Source organism: Micromonospora kangleipakensis (genome assembly GCF_004217615.1).
Lineage (GTDB): Bacteria > Actinomycetota > Actinomycetes > Mycobacteriales > Micromonosporaceae > Micromonospora > Micromonospora kangleipakensis.
Genome location: NZ_SHLD01000001.1, coordinates 4,636,012 through 4,652,819, shown reverse-complemented (window position 1 = coordinate 4,652,819; position 16,808 = coordinate 4,636,012). Strand labels below are relative to the sequence as shown.

The window sequence follows — 16,808 nt, the reverse complement described above, 5'->3', positions numbered from 1 at the left end:
ACACCGCGCCGGCCCGGCGTCCGCTCACGCGGGCAGGGTCCACTTCTGGTTGGCGCCGCCCGTGCAGGACCAGATCTGCACCTTCGTGCCGTCGGCGGAGGCGTTGCCGGTGACGTCGAGGCACTTGTTCGCCTGCGGGTTCACCAGGTCCCGCCCGGCGGTCCACACCCACTGCTGGGCGGCGGTGCCGTTGCAGGTCCACAGCTGGACCTTCGTGCCGTCGGCGGTGCCGCCGCCGGAGACGTCGAGGCACTTGCCCAGCGAGCGGAGCGTCCCGTCGGCGGCCCGGGTCCACTGCTGGTTCGGCCCGCCGAAGCAGGTCCAGATCTGCACCGGGGTGCCGTCGGCGGTGCTGTTGTCGGTGACGTCCAGGCACTTGCCGCCGAGTCCGGTGATCGTGCCGGTCGGGGTGCCGCCGCCGGACGGGGTGCCCGACCAGGTGAAGGTGGCCGTCGTTCGGGCGGGCAAGGTGTAGGTGAACGACTGGCCGCCCCAGACCACCTTCACCGACTGGGCGGAGGTGCCGCCGTTGTGCGCGATCAGCGCCTTGGACCCGTCCGGGTTGCGCCAGGCGACGTTCTGCACCGTGCCGTTGGCGGTGGAGTCGATCCGGTACGCCCCGGGCCGGACGAACTTCGTCAGGTGCCCGGTGGTGTAGTACTCGACCGTGTAGTCGACCTGCCCGGCGCGGGCGCCGCCCTCCTGCACGGTGATCAGGCCGGTGCAGGTGCCGCAGCCGCCGTTGTGCGGGCCCATGAACTGGTTGACCGCGAGGCTCCACTTGACCGCGCTCCGGCTCCAGTTCCGGGCGTAGTTCACGATGTCGACCATGTCCTCGTTGTGCTGGTTGCCGATCCAGGTACCGCCGGAGTGCTCGGTACTGAACTGCGGCACCGCCGGGTACTGGCCGTGGACCTGGCTGCCGACGGCCGGGTCGCCCCAGTAGCCGTGCCAGGCGATGCCGCCGAAGAGCGGGTCGGTGCGGACCACCCCGTCGGCGAGCAGCCCGGAGCCGATGGTGCCGTAGTCGCCGTAGTTCCAGTCGTGCACCAGGACCTTGGTGGTGATGCCGGCGGCCCGGAACGCCGGGTAGACGAAGTTCTTGGTCAGCTCGACCAGGCCGGAGGAGTTCCAGCTCATGCCCGGGTAGTCCATGGCGGTCGGGTTGCCCGCCTGGCAGCAGTTCGGCTCGTTCTGCACCGACAGGTAGTCGACCTTGACGCCGCGGGCCGCATACGCCTGGATGGTCTTGACGAAGTACTGGGCGTAGGTGGCGTAGTACTGGTACTTCAGCCAGCCCATCTGGTCCATCCGGCCGTTGTCCTTCATCCAGCCGGGCGCGCTCCAGGGCACCACCATCACCCGCAGCCCCGGGTTCAGCTGCCGGGCCTGCGCGGTGAGCAGCTCGACGTTGGTGTCGTAGCCGTTCGCCCCGAAGTCGTTCAGGTCGCAGCAGGTGTCGTCGAGCGAGACGTTGCCGGGCCGGGACAGGTCGGACGCGCCGATCGGGTTGCGTACGAACGACAGCCCGATGCCGTCGGTCGGGCTGAACAGCTTGCGCATCACCTCGTCGCGGGTGGCGGCGCTGACCGGCCCACCGCGAAGCAGGTACGCGGTGGTGTCGGTGATCGACGCGCCGGCCCCCTCGAACTGCTGGTAGCGGGCGTTCTCGTCGACGGTGATCGTGTGCGTGGCGGTCGCGCTGGTGGGGGTGAAGCTCAGCGGGCTCTGCAGTTGCAGACCCCGGGTGACGGTCCGGCCGCCGGCGTCCGAGGTGGTGGTGAGCCAGACGTTGACGGCCTCGCCGGCGGCGTGTGCCGCCGGCGGGGCGAGGGCGACGGTGCCGGCGACGAGGCAGAGCGCCAGGGCGGCGCGGGCCGCCGTGCGGCGGGTGGTGGGGGGTGGGGGGTGCACGGGTGCTCCCTTCGGGGTCAGTCATCACATCGATGTCCATGACTGAGAGAACACTCGTGAAGTGCTTATGTCAAGGCATGAAAAAAGCTCTCGGGCGGGGGCCCGCGGGCACGGCGAGGTGGCCGCCCGGGAGCTGTTCCGCGCGGCCACCTCGCGGTGGTCACCGCTCCCCGCGCACCCGCCGGACCGTGTCGCGGTACCAGAGCGCGCTGCGCTTCGGGGTGCGCCGCTGGGTGTCGTAGTCGACCCGCACGATGCCGAACCGCTTGTCGTAGCCGTAGGCCCACTCGAAGTTGTCCAGCAGCGACCAGGCGAAGTAGCCGCGGACGTCCGCCCCGGCCAGCCGGGCCCGGGCCACCGCCCGCAGGTGCTCGGTCAGGTACGCCACCCGGTCGTCGTCGGCGACGAAACCGTCGGCGTCGGGCCGGTCCTCGAACGCCGCCCCGTTCTCGGTGATCACCATCGGCACGCCGGGGTAGTCCTGGCTGAGCCGGACGAGCAGCTCGGTGAAGGACTCCGGGACGATCTCCCAGTCCATCGCGGTGCGCGGCAGGTCCCGCCGGACCACCCGCTGCACCGGCCGGCCGTCGGCGTCCCGCTCGCGCCCCTGCTCGTCCACCCCGGAGAAGAGCTGTCCGAAGTAGAAGTTGACGCCGAGCACGTCGAACGGCGTGGAGATGCCCGCCAGGTCGCCCTCCTCGACCGGGATCCGCACCCCCTGGCGCGCCAGGTCGGCCACCACGTCCTCCGGGTACCGGCCGTGGACCAGCGGGTCGAGGTAGAGGCGGTTGCCCAGGCCGTCGGCGGCCCGGGCCGCGTCCCGGTCCGCGGGGCTGTCGGTGGCCGGGTCGGCGGTGGCCAGGTTGACGGTGATGCCCAGGTCCACCGGCCCACTGGCCGCCGCCCGCAGCCGCTGCACCGCCAGGCCGTGCCCGAGCAGCAGGTGGTGCGCGGCGGCGATCGCGTCGCCCAGGTCCCGGCGTCCCGGCGCGTGGGCGCCGTAGGCGTAGCCGAGCATCGCCGAGCACCACGGCTCGTTCAGCGTGGTCCAGGTCTTCACCCGGTCGCCGAGAGCGTCGAAGACCAGCTCCGCGTAGTCGGCGAACCGGTACGCGGTGTCCCGCACCGGCCAGCCGCCGGCGTCCTCCAGCTCCTGCGGCAGGTCCCAGTGGTAGAGGGTGACCCACGGGTCGACTCCGCGGCCGAGCAGCTCGTCCACGAGCCGGTCGTAGAAGGCCAGCCCGGCCGGGTTGGCCGGCCCGCGCCCGCCGGGCTGCACCCGCGGCCAGGCCACCGAGAAGCGGTACGTGTCCAGGCCCAGGTCCGCGATCAGCGCGACGTCCTGCGGCATCCGGTGGTAGTGGTCGCAGGCCACGTCGCCGTTGTCCCGGTTGGCCACCGCTCCGGGCATCCGGCAGAAGGTGTCCCAGATGGACGGGGTACGGCCGTCCTCGGCCACCGCGCCCTCGATCTGGTACGACGAGGTCGCCACGCCCCAGCGGAAGGTCGGCGGGAGGGTGTCGATCGGGTCGGCCTGCCCCGTGGTGGCCCGGGCGGTGCGGTCGCTGTCCATGGTTCTCCTTGCGGGTGGTGGATCGGGATCGTGGGTGGTCGCCGGGCCGGTCGGGCCGCGACGGCTCACCGGGGGACCGCCGCGGCGGCGGGGTGCAGCCAGCAGGCGACGGCGCGCCCGGGGTTGTCGTCACCGGGCGGGCCGAGCGGTGGGACCTCGGCGTCGCAGGGCGCGAAGGCCCGGGGGCAGCGGGGGTGGAACGCGCATCCGGTGGGCATGGCGCGCAGGTCCGGCGGGGAGCCGGGGATACCGGTCAGCTCGCGGCGGGGGCCGCGCAGCGCCGGGAAGGAGTGCAGCAGCCCGTCGGTGTACGGGTGCAGGGCCCGCCGGTACAGCTCGCCGGCCGGCGCCTCCTCGACGATCCGGCCGCCGTACATGATCGCGATCCGGTCGGAGAACTCGGCCAGCAGCGACAGGTCGTGGGTGATGAACAGCACCGCGAAGCCGAGCCGCTCGCGCAGTTCGGCGAGCTGGCCGAGGATCTGCCGCTGCATCACCACGTCCAGGGCGGTCGTGGGTTCGTCCATGATGACGACCTGCGGTTCCAACGCCAGCGCCATGGCGATCATCACCCGTTGCCGCATCCCGCCGGAGAGCTGGTGCGGGTAGCTGTCGAGCCGGTCGGCGGCGATGCCCACCAGGCGCAGCAGGTCCCGGGCCCGGGCCAGCCGGGCGGCGGCCGTGGTACGCGGCTCGTGCGCCTTGATCACGTCGAGCAACTGGGTGGAGACCTTGTGCACCGGGTTCAGCGAGTTCATCGCGCCCTGGAACACGATCGACGCCTCGGCCCAGCGAAACGCCCGCAGCTCCGCCGGCGACAGTGACAGCACGTCCACCGGCGGGCCGTCGGCGGGGTGGTAGATCACCTCGCCGCCGCTGACCACGCCGGGCGGCGGCAGCAGCCGGGTCAGGCCGTACGCCAGGGTGGACTTGCCGCTGCCGCTCTCCCCGGCCAGCCCCAGCACCTCGCCCCGGTGCAGGGTGAGGTCGACGTCGCGGACGGCGTGCACCGCCGCGTCGCCGAGCCCGTAGTCGACGCGGAGCCCGCGGATCTCCAGCACCGGATCCCTCACGGGGCGACCTCCTCTCGGGGGGCCGGTACCGGACGAGACGGCGCCAGCACGGGGGTGAAGCCGACCCGCATCCGTACGGTGCGGCCGTCGGCGGTGCGGATCCGGGTCTTGCCGGCGCTGCGCAGCCGGGGGCTGACGAACTCGTCGATGCCGAAGTTGATCAGGGCGAGGGCGGTGCCGAGCAGCGCGATGGCCAGCCCGGCCGGGACGAACCACCACCAGGCGCCCTGGGCCAGGGCCTGCTGGCCCTGGGCCCAGAACAGGATGGTGCCCCAGTTCCAGGACGAGATCGACGAGATGCCGATGAAGGCCAGGGTGATCTCCGACATGACCGCGAAGATGACGGTGCCGACGAAGCCGGACGCGATGATCGCGGTGAGGTTGGGCAGGATCTCGAACAGGATGATGCGCCAGGTCCGCTCGCCGGTGGCCCGCGCCGCCTCCACGTAGTCGCGGCGCCGCAGCGACAACGTCTGCGCGCGCAGCACCCGCGCGCCCCACGCCCACGAGGTGAACCCGATGATGAGCGCGACCAGCGTGTCGCTGGCCTGCTCGACGATCGACGTCACGATGATGATCAGCGGCAGCGCGGGAATGACCAGGAACACGTTGGACAGGGCCGACAGGCCCTCGTCGGCCGCCCCGCCGATGTAGCCGGCCGTCACGCCGATGAGGATGGACAGGATCGTCGCCAGCACGCCGGCGATCAGGCCCACGACCATCACGCTGCGCGCGCCCACCAGGATCTGGCTGAAGATGTCCTGACCCAGATGGGTCGTGCCGAACCAGTGCGTGGTCGACGGCGGCTGGAGGACGTCGCCGCTGCGCGCGTCCGGGTCGTACGGCGCCACCCACGGCCCGATGACCGCGAAGAGGCAGTAGACGGCCAGGATGACCAGGCCGGTCGCGGCCTTGGCGTTGGCCACGAACCGGAACCGGCGCCGCTTCGCCCGGCCCGGCGCGGCCGCCGGCTGGGCCATCGCCCCCTGACCGGGGATCACCTGCTCGATGCTCGACGGTGAGATTGTCATCGCTCAGCTCTTTCGGGTCCGCGGGTCGAGAAGCAGGTACGCGACATCGGCGAGCAGGTTCGCCACCAGCACGGAGATCGTGATGATCAGGAAGATCCCCTGCAACAGCGGGTAGTCCTTGGCGCCCACCGCCTGGAAGAGCTGGTAGCCGAGACCCGGGTAGGAGAAGACGATCTCCACCAGCAGCGTGCCGCCGACGATGAACCCGAGCGACAGGGCGAAGCCCGAGACGTTGGGCAGCAGCGCGTTGCGGGCGGCGTAGCTGAGTGCCACCCGGCGCTCCGACAGCCCCTTCGCGTGGGCGACCGTGATGTAGTCCTCCGACGAGACGGTGACCATCATGTTGCGCATGCTGAGGATCCACCCGCTCATCGAGGAGACCAGGATGGTGGCGGCGGGCAGGATGCTGTGCTGGATCGCGCTCGGGATGAAGTACTGGTCGAACGCGGGCACGAGGCCCGGCTCGTAGCCGCCGGAGGACGGGAAGAAGCTCCCCGGCCCGGCGAACAGGGCGATGGCGACGAGGCCCAACCAGAAGTACGGGATCGAGGACAGGAACGTCGTGGCCGGCAGCAGTCCGTCGACCCACGAGCCACGCCGCCAGCCGGCGCCGACGCCGAGCGCGGTGCCGAGCAGGAAACTGATGATCGTGGTGATGCCGACCAGACCAACGGTCCACGGCAGGCTGTCGCCGATCACCGTCGACACCGGCGCCGGGAAGAAGGTGAAGGACAGCCCCAGGTCACCGTGGAGGAGTTGCCCCCAGTAGTCGAGGTACTGCTCCCAGACGTTCTCGTTCTCGTCCAGCCCGAACAGCACGCGCAACGACTGGATGGCGTCGGCGCTGATCCGGCCCTGGTTGCGGGAGATGAGGGACTGGACCGGGTCGCCCGGGACCATCCGCGGGATGAAGAAGTTGAGCGTGATCGCCGCCCACGCCGTGAACAGGTAGAAGGCCACGCGCTGCAGGAGGAATCTCATCGTGCCTCCCCCAGGGTGGCGGCGTCTTCCCGCTCGACCAGCGCCGGGGGTGGCGGCACGGCCGGGTCGGCGTCAGGGGCGGCGGAGCCGGGGGCGTCGGCCGCGACGGTGGCCGGATCGTAAAGCCAGCACGCCGTCCAGTGGCCGGGTCGGTCGCCGACGGTCAGCCGCGGCGGCACATCCGCGGTGCAGCGTCGCATGGCGTGCGGGCACCGGGGGTGGAACCGGCAGCCGGCGGGCGGACTGATCAGGCTCGGCGGCTCACCCTGACCGCGGTCCTTCCCGGCGGCCTCGTCGATGCCGGCACCGGCACCGTCGCCGGTGATCCGCTCGGGATCCGGTGCCGACTCGGTGAGCAGCCGGGTGTACGGGTGGGCCGGGTTCTGGGTGACGGTCTCACTGTCGCCGCCCTCGACCAGGCGGCCGGCGTACATCACGATCGTCTCGTCGGCGAAGTAGCGGGCCGAGGCGATGTCGTGCGTGATGTAGAGGATCGCGAGGTTGAGCCGCTCCTTGAGGTCCTGCAGCAGGTTGAGCACGCCGAGGCGGATCGAGACGTCGAGCATGGAGACCGGCTCGTCGGCGAGGAGCACCTCCGGGTCGGCGCCGAGCGCCCGGGCGATGGCGACGCGCTGCCGCTGGCCGCCGGAGAGTTCGTGCGGGAACGCGTCCAGGTAGCGCTCGGGCGGGGCGAGGCTGACCCGGGTGAGCAGGTTGGCGAGGGCCTTGTCCAGGTCCTCGGCGCTGCGCCCGGCGTTGCCGTGGATCCGCAGCGATCGGGTGAGGTGGTAGCGGACGGTGTGCACCGGGTTCAACGACGCGAACGGGTCCTGCAGGATCAGTTGGACACGTCGCACGTACGACCGGAACGGACGACCGCCGCGCACCCTGGTCGACGTGCCGTGCAGGCGGATGTCGCCGGCGGTGCGGGGGTAGATCTGGGCCAGCAGCCGGGCCACCGTGGACTTGCCGGAGCCGGACTCCCCGACCAGCGCGGTCACCCGGCCGCGATGCAACGCGAACGATACGTCGTCGACGGCGTGCACGACTGCCGGCGTCCGGGAGAAGAGGTCACGCAGCCGTTTGCGGACGGGGAAGTGCTTGGTCAGGCCGACGGCCTCCAGCACCACCTCGTCGACCGGCGCCGTCGCGCTCTCGCTCAACGTCATGCCGAGTTCCTGTCTGGGGTTGCCGTGTCACCCGAAGGTGACGGGTACCGATTTGTGGGGTGAGTTCCGCCTCCCCGGTCGGCCGCGGCCGACCGGGGAGGCGGTGCCGGGTGTCAGCTACCGGCGGGCTTGAGGTGCAGCACCACGTCCAGCGCGTTGGGCTGGGTGGGCTGCATGGCGCCGTACGGGTTCGAGTCGTCGGGCCAGCCGGTCCAGTTCTTCGTGCTGTACGCGCCACCGATGTTGTCGGCGCCGACCGGGATCATCGGCATCTGGTCGATGAAGACCTTCTGCAGCGTGGTCATCGCGGCGGTACGGGCGGCCTCGTCGGTGGCGTTCGCGTAGGCCTTCAGGGCCTCGGTCGCCTGCTGATTGTTGAAGCGGCCGAAGTTGCCCGCGGGGGAAGCGGTGCCGATCGGCTTCAGTTGCCTGCCGTCCATTACGGTCCGGTAGATGTCGTACGGCGTGGCGCCGCCCTCGGTCCACCGGAAGGTCGCGTCGAAGTTGCCCTGCTCGACGTTCCGGAACCAGGCGTCCTGGTTGGCCTTGTCGATCGTCGCGGCGATGCCGATCTTGGACAGGTTGTCCTTCACGATCTCGAGGCTGGTCTGGTAGTCGGACCACCCGGCCGGGTCGGTCAGCTTGAGCGTGACGGCCTTGCCGGTCTTGTCCTTGAGGGTGTTGCCGTCGAGCTTGTAGCCGGCGCCGGTGAGCAGCGCCTTGGCGCCCTCGACGTCGACCTTGTGCTCCTGGCCCTTGAACTCGGGCGCGATGAACGAGTCACCGGCGGGGCTGGGCAGACCGGTCACGCTCTTCACCAGCGGGTGGAAGTACCCGGCCTCCGCCGTAGTGAAGATGTCCTCGCGGTCGATGACCATGTTCATCGCGCGGCGCAGCACCGGGTCGTCGAACGGCTTCTTCGTCGTGTTGACGTAAAGGCCGTGGATGCCCAGGATCGCAGGCGCCCACACCTTGTGGTGGGCCTGGTCCTTGGCGGCAAAGACGGTCTGGTAGTTAGGGATGAAGACGAAGCTCCACTCCGACTCGCCGTTGGCGAGGGCGGTGGTCTGCGCGCTGTTGTCCGTGTACGACGTGAAGCGCAGCTCCTTGACCTTCGGCAGGTCCTGCCAGTAGCCGCCGTCGCGCACCGTCAGGGTGGTGGTGGCCGGGGTGAATGACTTCAGGGTGTACGGCCCGCTACCGACCGGCTGCTTCACGGGGTCGGTTGTCGGGTCGCTGATCTTCTCCCAGATGTGCTTGGGCACGATCGGCACCCGCCACAGCACCTTCTGCTGGTTGACGAACTGCGGGCTGGCCATCGTGATCGTGACCTCGTTGCCGCTGGCGGTCGCGTCCGTGTAGGGGACGCCCTGGTCGTTGAGCGCCGGGTACTTCTTGACCAGGTTGTAGGTGAACGCGACGTCCTCGGCCGTGAGCTTCTGCCCGTCCGACCAGGTGGCGTTGTCCCGGATGGTGACCTTGACCGAGGCGTAGTCCGGCGACCACTCGGCCTTGGTCGCCAGCCACGGCTTGAACGGCTCGGCCGGCTTGACCGGATTCCACATCATCAGCGGCTCGAAGATCTGCCAGCGGTAGCCCAGCGAGGCCGCGGCGGACGTGGTGAGGAACGGGTTGTTGTTCTCGGCCTGCGGGCCGTTCGGCATGCCGACGTTCAGCACAGTGGCCGCCTGGCCGTTCTTCTTGTTGGCGTTCGGGCTGTCGCCGCATGCGGCCAGGGCGGTGGCCATTGCGCCGGCCAGCGCGACGGCGAGTAACTGCCTTCTTCTCATGGAGGTCTCCCTCGGTGTTCCCGCGATCCTCGAGCGGGATGTGGTGGATGGAGGGTGTGCGGTGTTGCCACCGGTGGGCGCGTGCCCGCCGGTGTGGGCAGCGGTGGAGGGGTCAGGTGGTGCCGGTCGAGGCGCGGACGGTGAAGCTGGTGGGGATGATGGTCGGCGTGTCGGGCAGCGGCGTGCCGGCGAGGTGGGAGATGAGGGTGCGGGCGGCGGCCGCTCCCATCTCCCACAACGGCTGGCGTACGGAGGTCAGCGGCGGGTGGGTGTGCCCGGCCAGGGGCAGGTCGTCGAAGCCGACGACCGCCACGTCGTCCGGGACGCGCAGTCCGGCGTCGCGCAGTGCCTGCAGCGCCCCGGCGGCGGAGAGGTCGTTGTGGGCGAAGACGGCGTCGAACGGCACGCCGTCGGCGAGCAGGCGTTCCACCGCGGCACGCCCGCACTCGAAGGTGAAGTCGCCCTCCACGACGAGGGCGGGCTCGATGGGCAGGCCGGCGTCGGCGTAGCCGCCCGCGAAGCCGGCGAGCCGCTCCCGGGTGCAGCCGAAGCGGCGCAGGCCGGTCACCACCAGGGGGCGGTGTCGGCCGAGCGCGAGCAGGTGCGCCGCGGCGGCGCGCGCGCCGGCCTCGTTGGTGGTGCGCACCGAGGGGAAGCGCGGTTGGTGAGCGCGGTCGTCGATGAGGATGACCGGCAGGCCCCGCTCGTGCAGGGCGCTGATGTAGTCCAATGTGCCCTCCGGCTCGACCACCAGCAGGCCGTCGAAGGACTTCGCGGAGACCTGGGAGGCGAACCGCCGCATCGACTCGTCGCCCCGATTGCAGGTGAACAGCAGGAGGCCGTACCCCTCCGACTCGACCGCGTCGACCGCCCCCTGGAGCACCTCGCCCATCCAGGGCCAGGTGAGCGCCGGCACCAGCATGCCGACCACCCGGGTACGCCCCCGGGCCAGGCCGACCGCGCGGGCGCTCGGCACATAGCCCAGGTCGGTGATGACCGCCCGGACCCGGTCCGCGGTCCGGCCGTCCACCTCGCCCTTGCCATTGAGTACCCGGGAGACGGTCGTCTTGCTCACGCCCGCCCGGGTGGCGACGTCGGCGATGGTGATCGGCACCTGACGCTCCCGGGTCGCAGGGATTGAGGACGTGTTGCGGAACCGGTTTCGGAAGCGGTTCCGTCGCAGTCAATCGAAGTGACAGCGGTCACGTCAATAACGGGGACGTAACGAAACATGACTTACTTCAAGACCTCAAAGAAGTGCCTGGCCAGGGTGGGTGCGCCATGGGTCAGGGCGGTGTCCGGGCGGCGGGCGGGGGCAGGCCGCTGAGCAGCATCGATGTCGGCGAACGACCGGAAATTGCGTCGCCCGATCCGCGGGTGCGACCTACGGTGCTCCGATGACCCACCCCGACGGGAGCCGGCGCCCTGATCGCGCCCCGCCCGAACCGTGGCCTGCAACCGGCCGACCTGGACCAGATCGAGGCGTTCCTCGAATCCCGTCGTTCGTGACCGTCGTGCCGGTCCGCTGAGCGGTACGTGCGCGCCGGCGGCGGCTCAGGGCGACTCGACGATCTCCTGGCCGAGGGGCCACAGCGCCGCGGGCACGAGCTTGAAGTTCGCCACGCCGAACGGGATCCCGATGACCGTGACGCAGAGGGCGAGGCCGGCGACGATGTGGGACAGCGCGAGCCACCAGCCCGCGAGCAGCACCCACAGCAGGTTCGCGACGCCGGAGGCGACCCCGGCACCCGGCTTCGGGACCAGGGTGCGGCCGAACGGCCACAGCGAGTACGAGGCGAGGCGGAGCGAGGCGACGCCGAACGGGATCGTAACGACCAGGGCGAAGCAGATCAGCGCGGCCACCCCGTACCCGAGGGCCAGGACGATGCCGCCGCCGAACACGAGCCACAGCACGTTCAATACGAAGCGAAGCACGCCTCCATCGTGACCACCCGCCGCCAGCCCGGCGGCCCGGCGACTCTCCGGATCAGGCCAGCGCTGCCGGGACGATCTCCGCTACCGGGCGCGTCCCGTCGACCGGGCGCAGCTTGCCGAGCGTCCGGTAGTGGTCGAGGGTGGGCGCCGTCGCCGGTCGGTAGGACAGCAGTCCCGTCGTGACACGTTCGGGCTGCCTTCGTCGCGCCTGAACAGCCCTCCGCCGCACCGGTCACAGACGTCGGAGCGCGCCGGGGGAGTGAAGAGGGTGTGGGCCGCCCAGCTGATGAGGTGCTCCACCTGGTCCCCGTCCAAAGAGGCTGGACGGTCTACGACGCCCGACGAGGAGACCGCTCACCGCGGTGCCTATCTACGTTGCCTGGCCTCGGCCTGTCCAGGGTCAGCCTCACGGGAGCTGTGCAATACGCCGACCGCCACCAGTCCGGGGCCGGCGAGCGCCATCGCCGCCTCTACGGCCCTCGACACCTGCGGGAAGCTTTCCGCCGACGTGCTCACCTTCACCCCTACCTGCAGGAAGGCATCGTCACGAGGGTTGGAAATCATCCACCAGCCTGACCACGCTGCGGCGAGATCCGAGTACGCGTCAGCTGCCGCCAGCGCCAGCAGGAACGACCCGACCGGGAGCAGCCATCGCCGGTCAGCGCGCCAACCGGACAGCGCGAGTACCCCCATGGCCACGAGGGTGCCGAGCAGCGCTGGCCCTACCGCCCCGAGCAGTTCGAGCAGCGGATAGCGGCCGAACCCTCTGGCGATGCTCAGCCCGAACCAGGCGAGCAGCAGCAGCGCGAGGACGCTGGTCGCCACACCTCGCCGCCTACCGCGCGCCGGCAACGCCAACACACCGGCCGCGAGACACAGAACGCCAAGCAGCAGACCCGCCGCGGCGAGCCGCTCCCGGTCGATCATCTCCCGCCAGCGTGCCAGCATGGCCGTCTCACCAACCCGGCCGTACGTCAGCAAGCCCGCATCACCGACCTGCTCCTGGTACCAGAACAGTCGCATCGCCGCCACCACGGCGAGCAGCCCGATACCGACGATGACCGCCCACCTCACGCGACGCATACCCCGGCTCGCCACCACCACGTACCCGAGCAGCGCGAGCAGCATGACCAGGCCGTACTGCAGTGAACCGCCGGGCATGACGAGCAGCGCCGCCGCAACGGAGAGCAGACCGCTCACGACGGATGCCAGCAGCAGGCCGAGCGGGAGACGCATGGTCAAGATCGTGGCACATTGTCCAGGGCACGCGTGGCCCCGGATATCAGGCGATTTGGGGTCAACGAGGGTAAGACCAGCCGGCTTACGGGGCGTACAAGCAGAGCGGCCGGCGTTTCCGCTGGTCGGCGCTCCTGTAGTCCTGCGAAAGGCTATGTGGCCAGGGGTCCGGTCGACCCGGCCTGGCAGACTGGGCCGCGGCGCCGCCGGCGCCATGGTCGGGAGGGCCGGATGGAGCAGAACCGGGATGGTGTCGTCCTGTACTGGCGGCCGAGGTGCACGTACTGCCTGAAGCTCTGGGTGAAGCTGCGCTTCGCCCGGCTGCCGCACCGGGCGGTCAACATCTGGCGGGATCCCGACGCCGCCGCGTTCGTCCGCTCGGTCGCCGACGGCAACGAGACGGTCCCGACGGTCACGGTCGCCGGGCGGGCCCTGGTCAACCCGTCGCTGCGCCAACTGCGGGCGGCGGTCCGGGAGGACGCCCCGCATCTGCTGGCCTGAGCTACGCCGCCGCCCAAACGACCGTTAAGCTGGGCGGGTGGGAACGGACGAGCTGTACCCGGCCGAGCGGCTGGCCGCCGCGCAACGCGCCACCGCCACCGCGGGGCTGGACGCGCTGCTGCTCACGCCCGGCTCCGATCTGCGCTACCTGACCGGGTACGACGCCCACGCGGGGGAGCGGCTGACCTGCCTGGTGCTGCCCGCCGAGGGTGAGCCGACGCTGATCGTGCCGGTCCTGGAGCGCCCGGCCGCCGAGGCGTCCCCCGCGCCGGCCACCGGGCTGCGCATCGTCGACCACGCCGACGGCACCGACCCGTACCCGCTGGTCCGCGCGGCCCTGCCCGGCCCGGTGACGGCCGTCGGACTGGCCGACCGGATGTGGGCCGAGCAGGTCCTCGCACTGCGCGCCACGCTGCCCGACGCCGCCCAACGGCTCGCCGGCGAGGTGCTGCGCGAGCTGCGGATCCGCAAGTCGCCCGCCGAGGTGGCGGCCCTGGCCGAGGCCGGCGCGGCGATCGACGCGGTGCACACCAGGATGGGCGAGTGGCTGCGCCCGGGCCGGACCGAGGCCGATGTGGCCACCGACATCGCCGCCGCGATCCGGGCCGCCGGCCACGTGACGGTCGACTTCGTGATCGTCGCCGCCGGACCCAACGGCGCCAGCCCACACCACGGCACCTCGGACCGGCCGATCGGCGCCGGCGAGCCGGTGGTGGTGGACATCGGCGGCACGATGCCGTCGGGCTACCGCTCCGACTGCACCCGCACCTACGTCGCCGGCGGCCCCGCCCCGGCCGAGTTCACCGACTACTACGCGGCGCTGCATGAGGCGCAGCGCGCGGCGGTCGACGCCGTCCGCCCCGGGATTACCGCGGAGGAGGTCGACGCGGTGGCCCGCGACCTCATCGCCGCCGCCGGCTACGGCGACGCCTTCCTGCACCGCACCGGCCACGGCATCGGCCTGGACGGCCACGAAGAGCCGTACGTCGTCGCGGGTAACCCGCGGCCGCTGGAGGCCGGCATGGCCTTCTCCATCGAACCCGGGATTTACCTCGCCGGGCGGCACGGCGCCCGGATCGAGGACATCGTCGTCTGCACGACGGACGGCGTCCAACGGCTCAACACCACCCCCACGGAGCTCATCGCGCTATGACTGTCGACCGGATCCTCCCCACCGACGAGGCCCACGACCTGCTGGACCTCGCCACCGAGCTCGCCGACCGGGAGCTCGCGCCGAAGGCCGCCGGCTTCGAGGAGCGCGGCGAGTTCCCCCGCGAGGTGCTGCGCACCCTCGGCCGGGCCGGGCTGCTCGGCCTGCCGTACCCGGAGGAGCACGGCGGCGCCGCGCAGCCGTACGAGGTCTACCTCCAGGTGCTGGAGATCCTCGCCAGCCGCTGGCTCGCGGTCGCCGAGGCGGTCAGCGTGCACACCCTGTCCTGCTACCCGGTGGCCCAGTTCGGCACCGACGAGCAGCGCAAGCTGCTGCCCGACATGATCGGCGGAGAGTTGCTCGGGGCGTACTGCCTCTCCGAGCCGCAGGGCGGCTCCGACGCGGCGGCGCTGACCACGAAGGCGGTCCGCGACGGCGACGCGTACGTCGTCTCCGGCACCAAGGCGTGGATCACCCACGCCCGGGTCGCCGACTTCTACAACATCTTCTGCCGCACCGGCGGCCCCGGCCCGAAGGGCATCTCCTGCCTGCTGGCTGACCGGGCCACGCCCGGCATCCACCCGCAGGCCGCCGAGCGGACCATGGGACTGCACTCCTCCCCGGTCGCGCAGATCGCCTTCGACGACGCCCGGGTGCCCGCCGACCGGCTGATCGGCGGCGAGGGGATGGGCTTCACCATCGCCATGTCCGCCCTGGACTCCGGCCGCCTCGGCATCGCCGCCTGCGCCGTCGGGCTGGCCCAGGCCGCCCTCGACTACGCGGTCGGGTACGCGCGGGAGCGACAGCAGTTCGGCAGCGCGATCATCGACTTCCAGGGGCTCGGGTTCAGCCTCGCCGACGCGGCCACCCAGATCTCCGCCGCCCGGGCGCTGACCCTCGCGGCCGCGCGCCTGCGCGACGCCGGCCGGCCCTACTCCATCGAGGCGGCGAAGGCGAAACTCTTCGCCACCGACATGGCGATGCGGGTGACCACCGACGCGGTGCAGGTGCTCGGCGGCGCCGGCTACGTCGCCGACCACCCGGTCGAGCGGTACATGCGGGAGGCCAAGGTGCTCCAGATCGTCGAGGGCACCAACCAGATCCAGCGACTGGTCATCTCCCGCGCCCTGGCCAAGGGCCACTAACCTGTGCCGATGGCCTTCCTGCGGATCACCGTCGACCCCGACGTCATGGGGGGTGCGCCCTGCGTCCGGCAGTCGCGGATCCCGGTCGCCACGCTGCTGGCGATGATGGCCGAGGGCATGTCCGTCACGGACATCCTCACCGACCTGCCCTTCCTCGACGAGGAGGACATGGCGGAGGTGCTGAACTACGCGGCGGACGCGGTGCGCGACCGCACGGCCCGCTGAGCGTCCCGCCCGACGGGCCGGGTGCGGCACCGCAGCGCTTTTCCAGGTAGGTTGCACCGCGTGGAGGAGATCGACCGCGCCATCATCGCCGCGCTGACCGGAGACGGTCGGCTGTCGTACACGGACCTCGCCGAGAAGGTGGGTCTGTCGGTGTCCGCGGTGCACCAGCGGGTCCGCCGGCTGGAGCAGCGCGGCGTCATCAAGGGGTACGCCGCCCGCGTCTCCTTCGAGGCGCTGGACCTGCCGCTGACCGCGTTCGTGGCGATCCGGCCGTTCGACCCGTCGCAGCCGGACGACGCGCCGGAGCGGCTGGCCCACCTGCCGGAGATCGACTCGTGCTACTCGGTGGCGGGGGAGGATTTCTACCTGCTGCTGGTGCGGGTGGCCAGCCCGACGGACCTGGAGCGGGTGCTCCAGGAGATCCGGACCTCGGCGAACGTCACCACCCGGACGACCGTCGTGCTCTCCACTCCGTACGAGCATCGCCCGCCGAAGGTCAGCCCGGATCCCGTGAATCAGCACCGGCTCCGTGGCGTCTCGGCTGAGTCAGCGGGTTCGCAGGCGGGTTGACCCCGCTCAGCGAGCGATGATCACCTCCGCCGCCGGCCGGGGACAGCCGGCAAAATCGGATGCGGTCATTGGTGAGCGCTCGTGGCAGGCGGACAAGATCGTGCCAAACGGGTCGAGGAAGATCGAGAACGGGCTACCCCGGTGCGGCTGGCGGCCAGGGAACGAAGCTAGGATCCAACCCTGATTGTGCGGGCGTGCGATCCGGACCATGAGCGGACGCCGGGCCTACGGCCGGTGTTGTCCGTGGTGCCTCGGCACTCGAGTCGCTTTGCGTGTCGTCAACGGGAGAACGAGATGTACCGATCGATGCGATCGCGGTTCAGCCAAGAGGCGTCCGGCGGCCGCTCATGACTCGTATCCTCATCCGCGCCGGTAAGAACCCGGTAACCGTGTTGTCGCATGAGGAGAGCGCCTTCGGGCCCCGACAGGACGTCATCGGGCGACGGCAGGTGATGTCGCGCCTGCGCTGGCTGCGGCAGGGACACGAGGGCGATCCGCAACGACCCGCCTACGCT

The 16,808-nt window shown here is 71.2% G+C and carries 15 protein-coding genes; 5 read left to right on the top strand and 10 right to left on the bottom strand.

Annotated features, from left to right (window positions below):
- Window positions 1-24: 24 nt before the first annotated feature.
- From EV384_RS22360 to EV384_RS22315, 10 genes are all read right to left on the bottom strand, one after another.
- A complete protein-coding gene (locus EV384_RS22360; protein WP_242624211.1) occupies window positions 25-1,914 on the bottom strand; it encodes an RICIN domain-containing protein in 1,890 nt (629 codons plus the stop codon).
- A gap of 160 nt (window positions 1,915-2,074) precedes the next feature.
- Window positions 2,075-3,487 (bottom strand): GH1 family beta-glucosidase, encoded by a 1,413-nt coding sequence (locus EV384_RS22355; protein ID WP_130336260.1) that lies wholly within the window; start codon window positions 3,485-3,487, stop codon window positions 2,075-2,077.
- A 65-nt stretch (window positions 3,488-3,552) separates the two neighbouring features.
- Window positions 3,553-4,560, bottom strand: a complete 1,008-nt coding sequence (locus tag EV384_RS22350; protein WP_130336258.1) for an ABC transporter ATP-binding protein — start codon at window positions 4,558-4,560, stop codon at window positions 3,553-3,555.
- The gene (locus EV384_RS22345) at window positions 4,557-5,591 is read right to left on the bottom strand and encodes an ABC transporter permease (RefSeq protein ID WP_165440018.1); all 1,035 of its coding nucleotides are present in this window, start codon (window positions 5,589-5,591) and stop codon (window positions 4,557-4,559) included. The genes EV384_RS22350 and EV384_RS22345 overlap by 4 nt, the downstream gene beginning before the upstream one ends.
- Before the next feature lie 3 nt (window positions 5,592-5,594).
- The gene (locus EV384_RS22340) at window positions 5,595-6,572 is read right to left on the bottom strand and encodes an ABC transporter permease (RefSeq protein ID WP_130336256.1); all 978 of its coding nucleotides are present in this window, start codon (window positions 6,570-6,572) and stop codon (window positions 5,595-5,597) included.
- Complete coding sequence (locus EV384_RS37335; protein ID WP_130336254.1) at window positions 6,569-7,741, bottom strand: ABC transporter ATP-binding protein; 1,173 nt, start codon at window positions 7,739-7,741, stop codon at window positions 6,569-6,571. Before EV384_RS37335 ends, EV384_RS22340 begins: the two co-directional genes overlap by 4 nt.
- Window positions 7,742-7,854: 113 nt before the next feature.
- A complete protein-coding gene (locus tag EV384_RS22330; RefSeq protein WP_130336253.1) occupies window positions 7,855-9,531 on the bottom strand; it encodes an ABC transporter substrate-binding protein in 1,677 nt (558 codons plus the stop codon).
- A 112-nt stretch (window positions 9,532-9,643) separates the two neighbouring features.
- On the bottom strand, window positions 9,644-10,645 hold the full coding sequence (locus EV384_RS22325; RefSeq protein WP_130336251.1) for a LacI family DNA-binding transcriptional regulator: 1,002 nt from the start codon (window positions 10,643-10,645) through the stop codon (window positions 9,644-9,646).
- Between the two features lie 440 nt (window positions 10,646-11,085).
- A complete protein-coding gene (locus tag EV384_RS22320; protein WP_130336249.1) occupies window positions 11,086-11,466 on the bottom strand; it encodes a YccF domain-containing protein in 381 nt (126 codons plus the stop codon).
- Window positions 11,467-11,832: 366 nt separating this feature from the next.
- The gene (locus EV384_RS22315) at window positions 11,833-12,702 is read right to left on the bottom strand and encodes an aminopeptidase (protein ID WP_130336247.1); all 870 of its coding nucleotides are present in this window, start codon (window positions 12,700-12,702) and stop codon (window positions 11,833-11,835) included.
- 231 nt (window positions 12,703-12,933) lie between these two features.
- Here EV384_RS22315 and EV384_RS22310 point away from each other — a divergent pair, with 231 nt between their 5' ends.
- From EV384_RS22310 to EV384_RS22290, 5 genes are read left to right on the top strand one after another with little or no spacing between them, the layout of a single operon-like run.
- Complete coding sequence (locus EV384_RS22310; RefSeq protein WP_130336245.1) at window positions 12,934-13,203, top strand: glutaredoxin domain-containing protein; 270 nt, start codon at window positions 12,934-12,936, stop codon at window positions 13,201-13,203.
- Between the two features lie 37 nt (window positions 13,204-13,240).
- Window positions 13,241-14,356 (top strand): M24 family metallopeptidase, encoded by a 1,116-nt coding sequence (locus tag EV384_RS22305; RefSeq protein WP_130336243.1) that lies wholly within the window; start codon window positions 13,241-13,243, stop codon window positions 14,354-14,356.
- Window positions 14,353-15,498 carry an acyl-CoA dehydrogenase family protein gene (locus tag EV384_RS22300; protein WP_130336241.1) on the top strand — a complete coding sequence of 382 codons (1,146 nt, stop codon included), beginning with the start codon at window positions 14,353-14,355 and terminating at the stop codon, window positions 15,496-15,498. The genes EV384_RS22305 and EV384_RS22300 overlap by 4 nt, the downstream gene beginning before the upstream one ends.
- A 9-nt stretch (window positions 15,499-15,507) precedes the next feature.
- Window positions 15,508-15,723: a DUF433 domain-containing protein gene (locus EV384_RS22295; RefSeq protein WP_130336239.1), complete on the top strand. Its 216-nt coding sequence runs from the start codon at window positions 15,508-15,510 to the stop codon at window positions 15,721-15,723.
- A 60-nt stretch (window positions 15,724-15,783) separates the two neighbouring features.
- Window positions 15,784-16,293, top strand: coding sequence for an Lrp/AsnC family transcriptional regulator (locus EV384_RS22290; RefSeq protein ID WP_130336237.1), 510 nt, complete (start codon window positions 15,784-15,786; stop codon window positions 16,291-16,293).
- The last annotated feature ends 515 nt before the right edge of the window (window positions 16,294-16,808 follow it).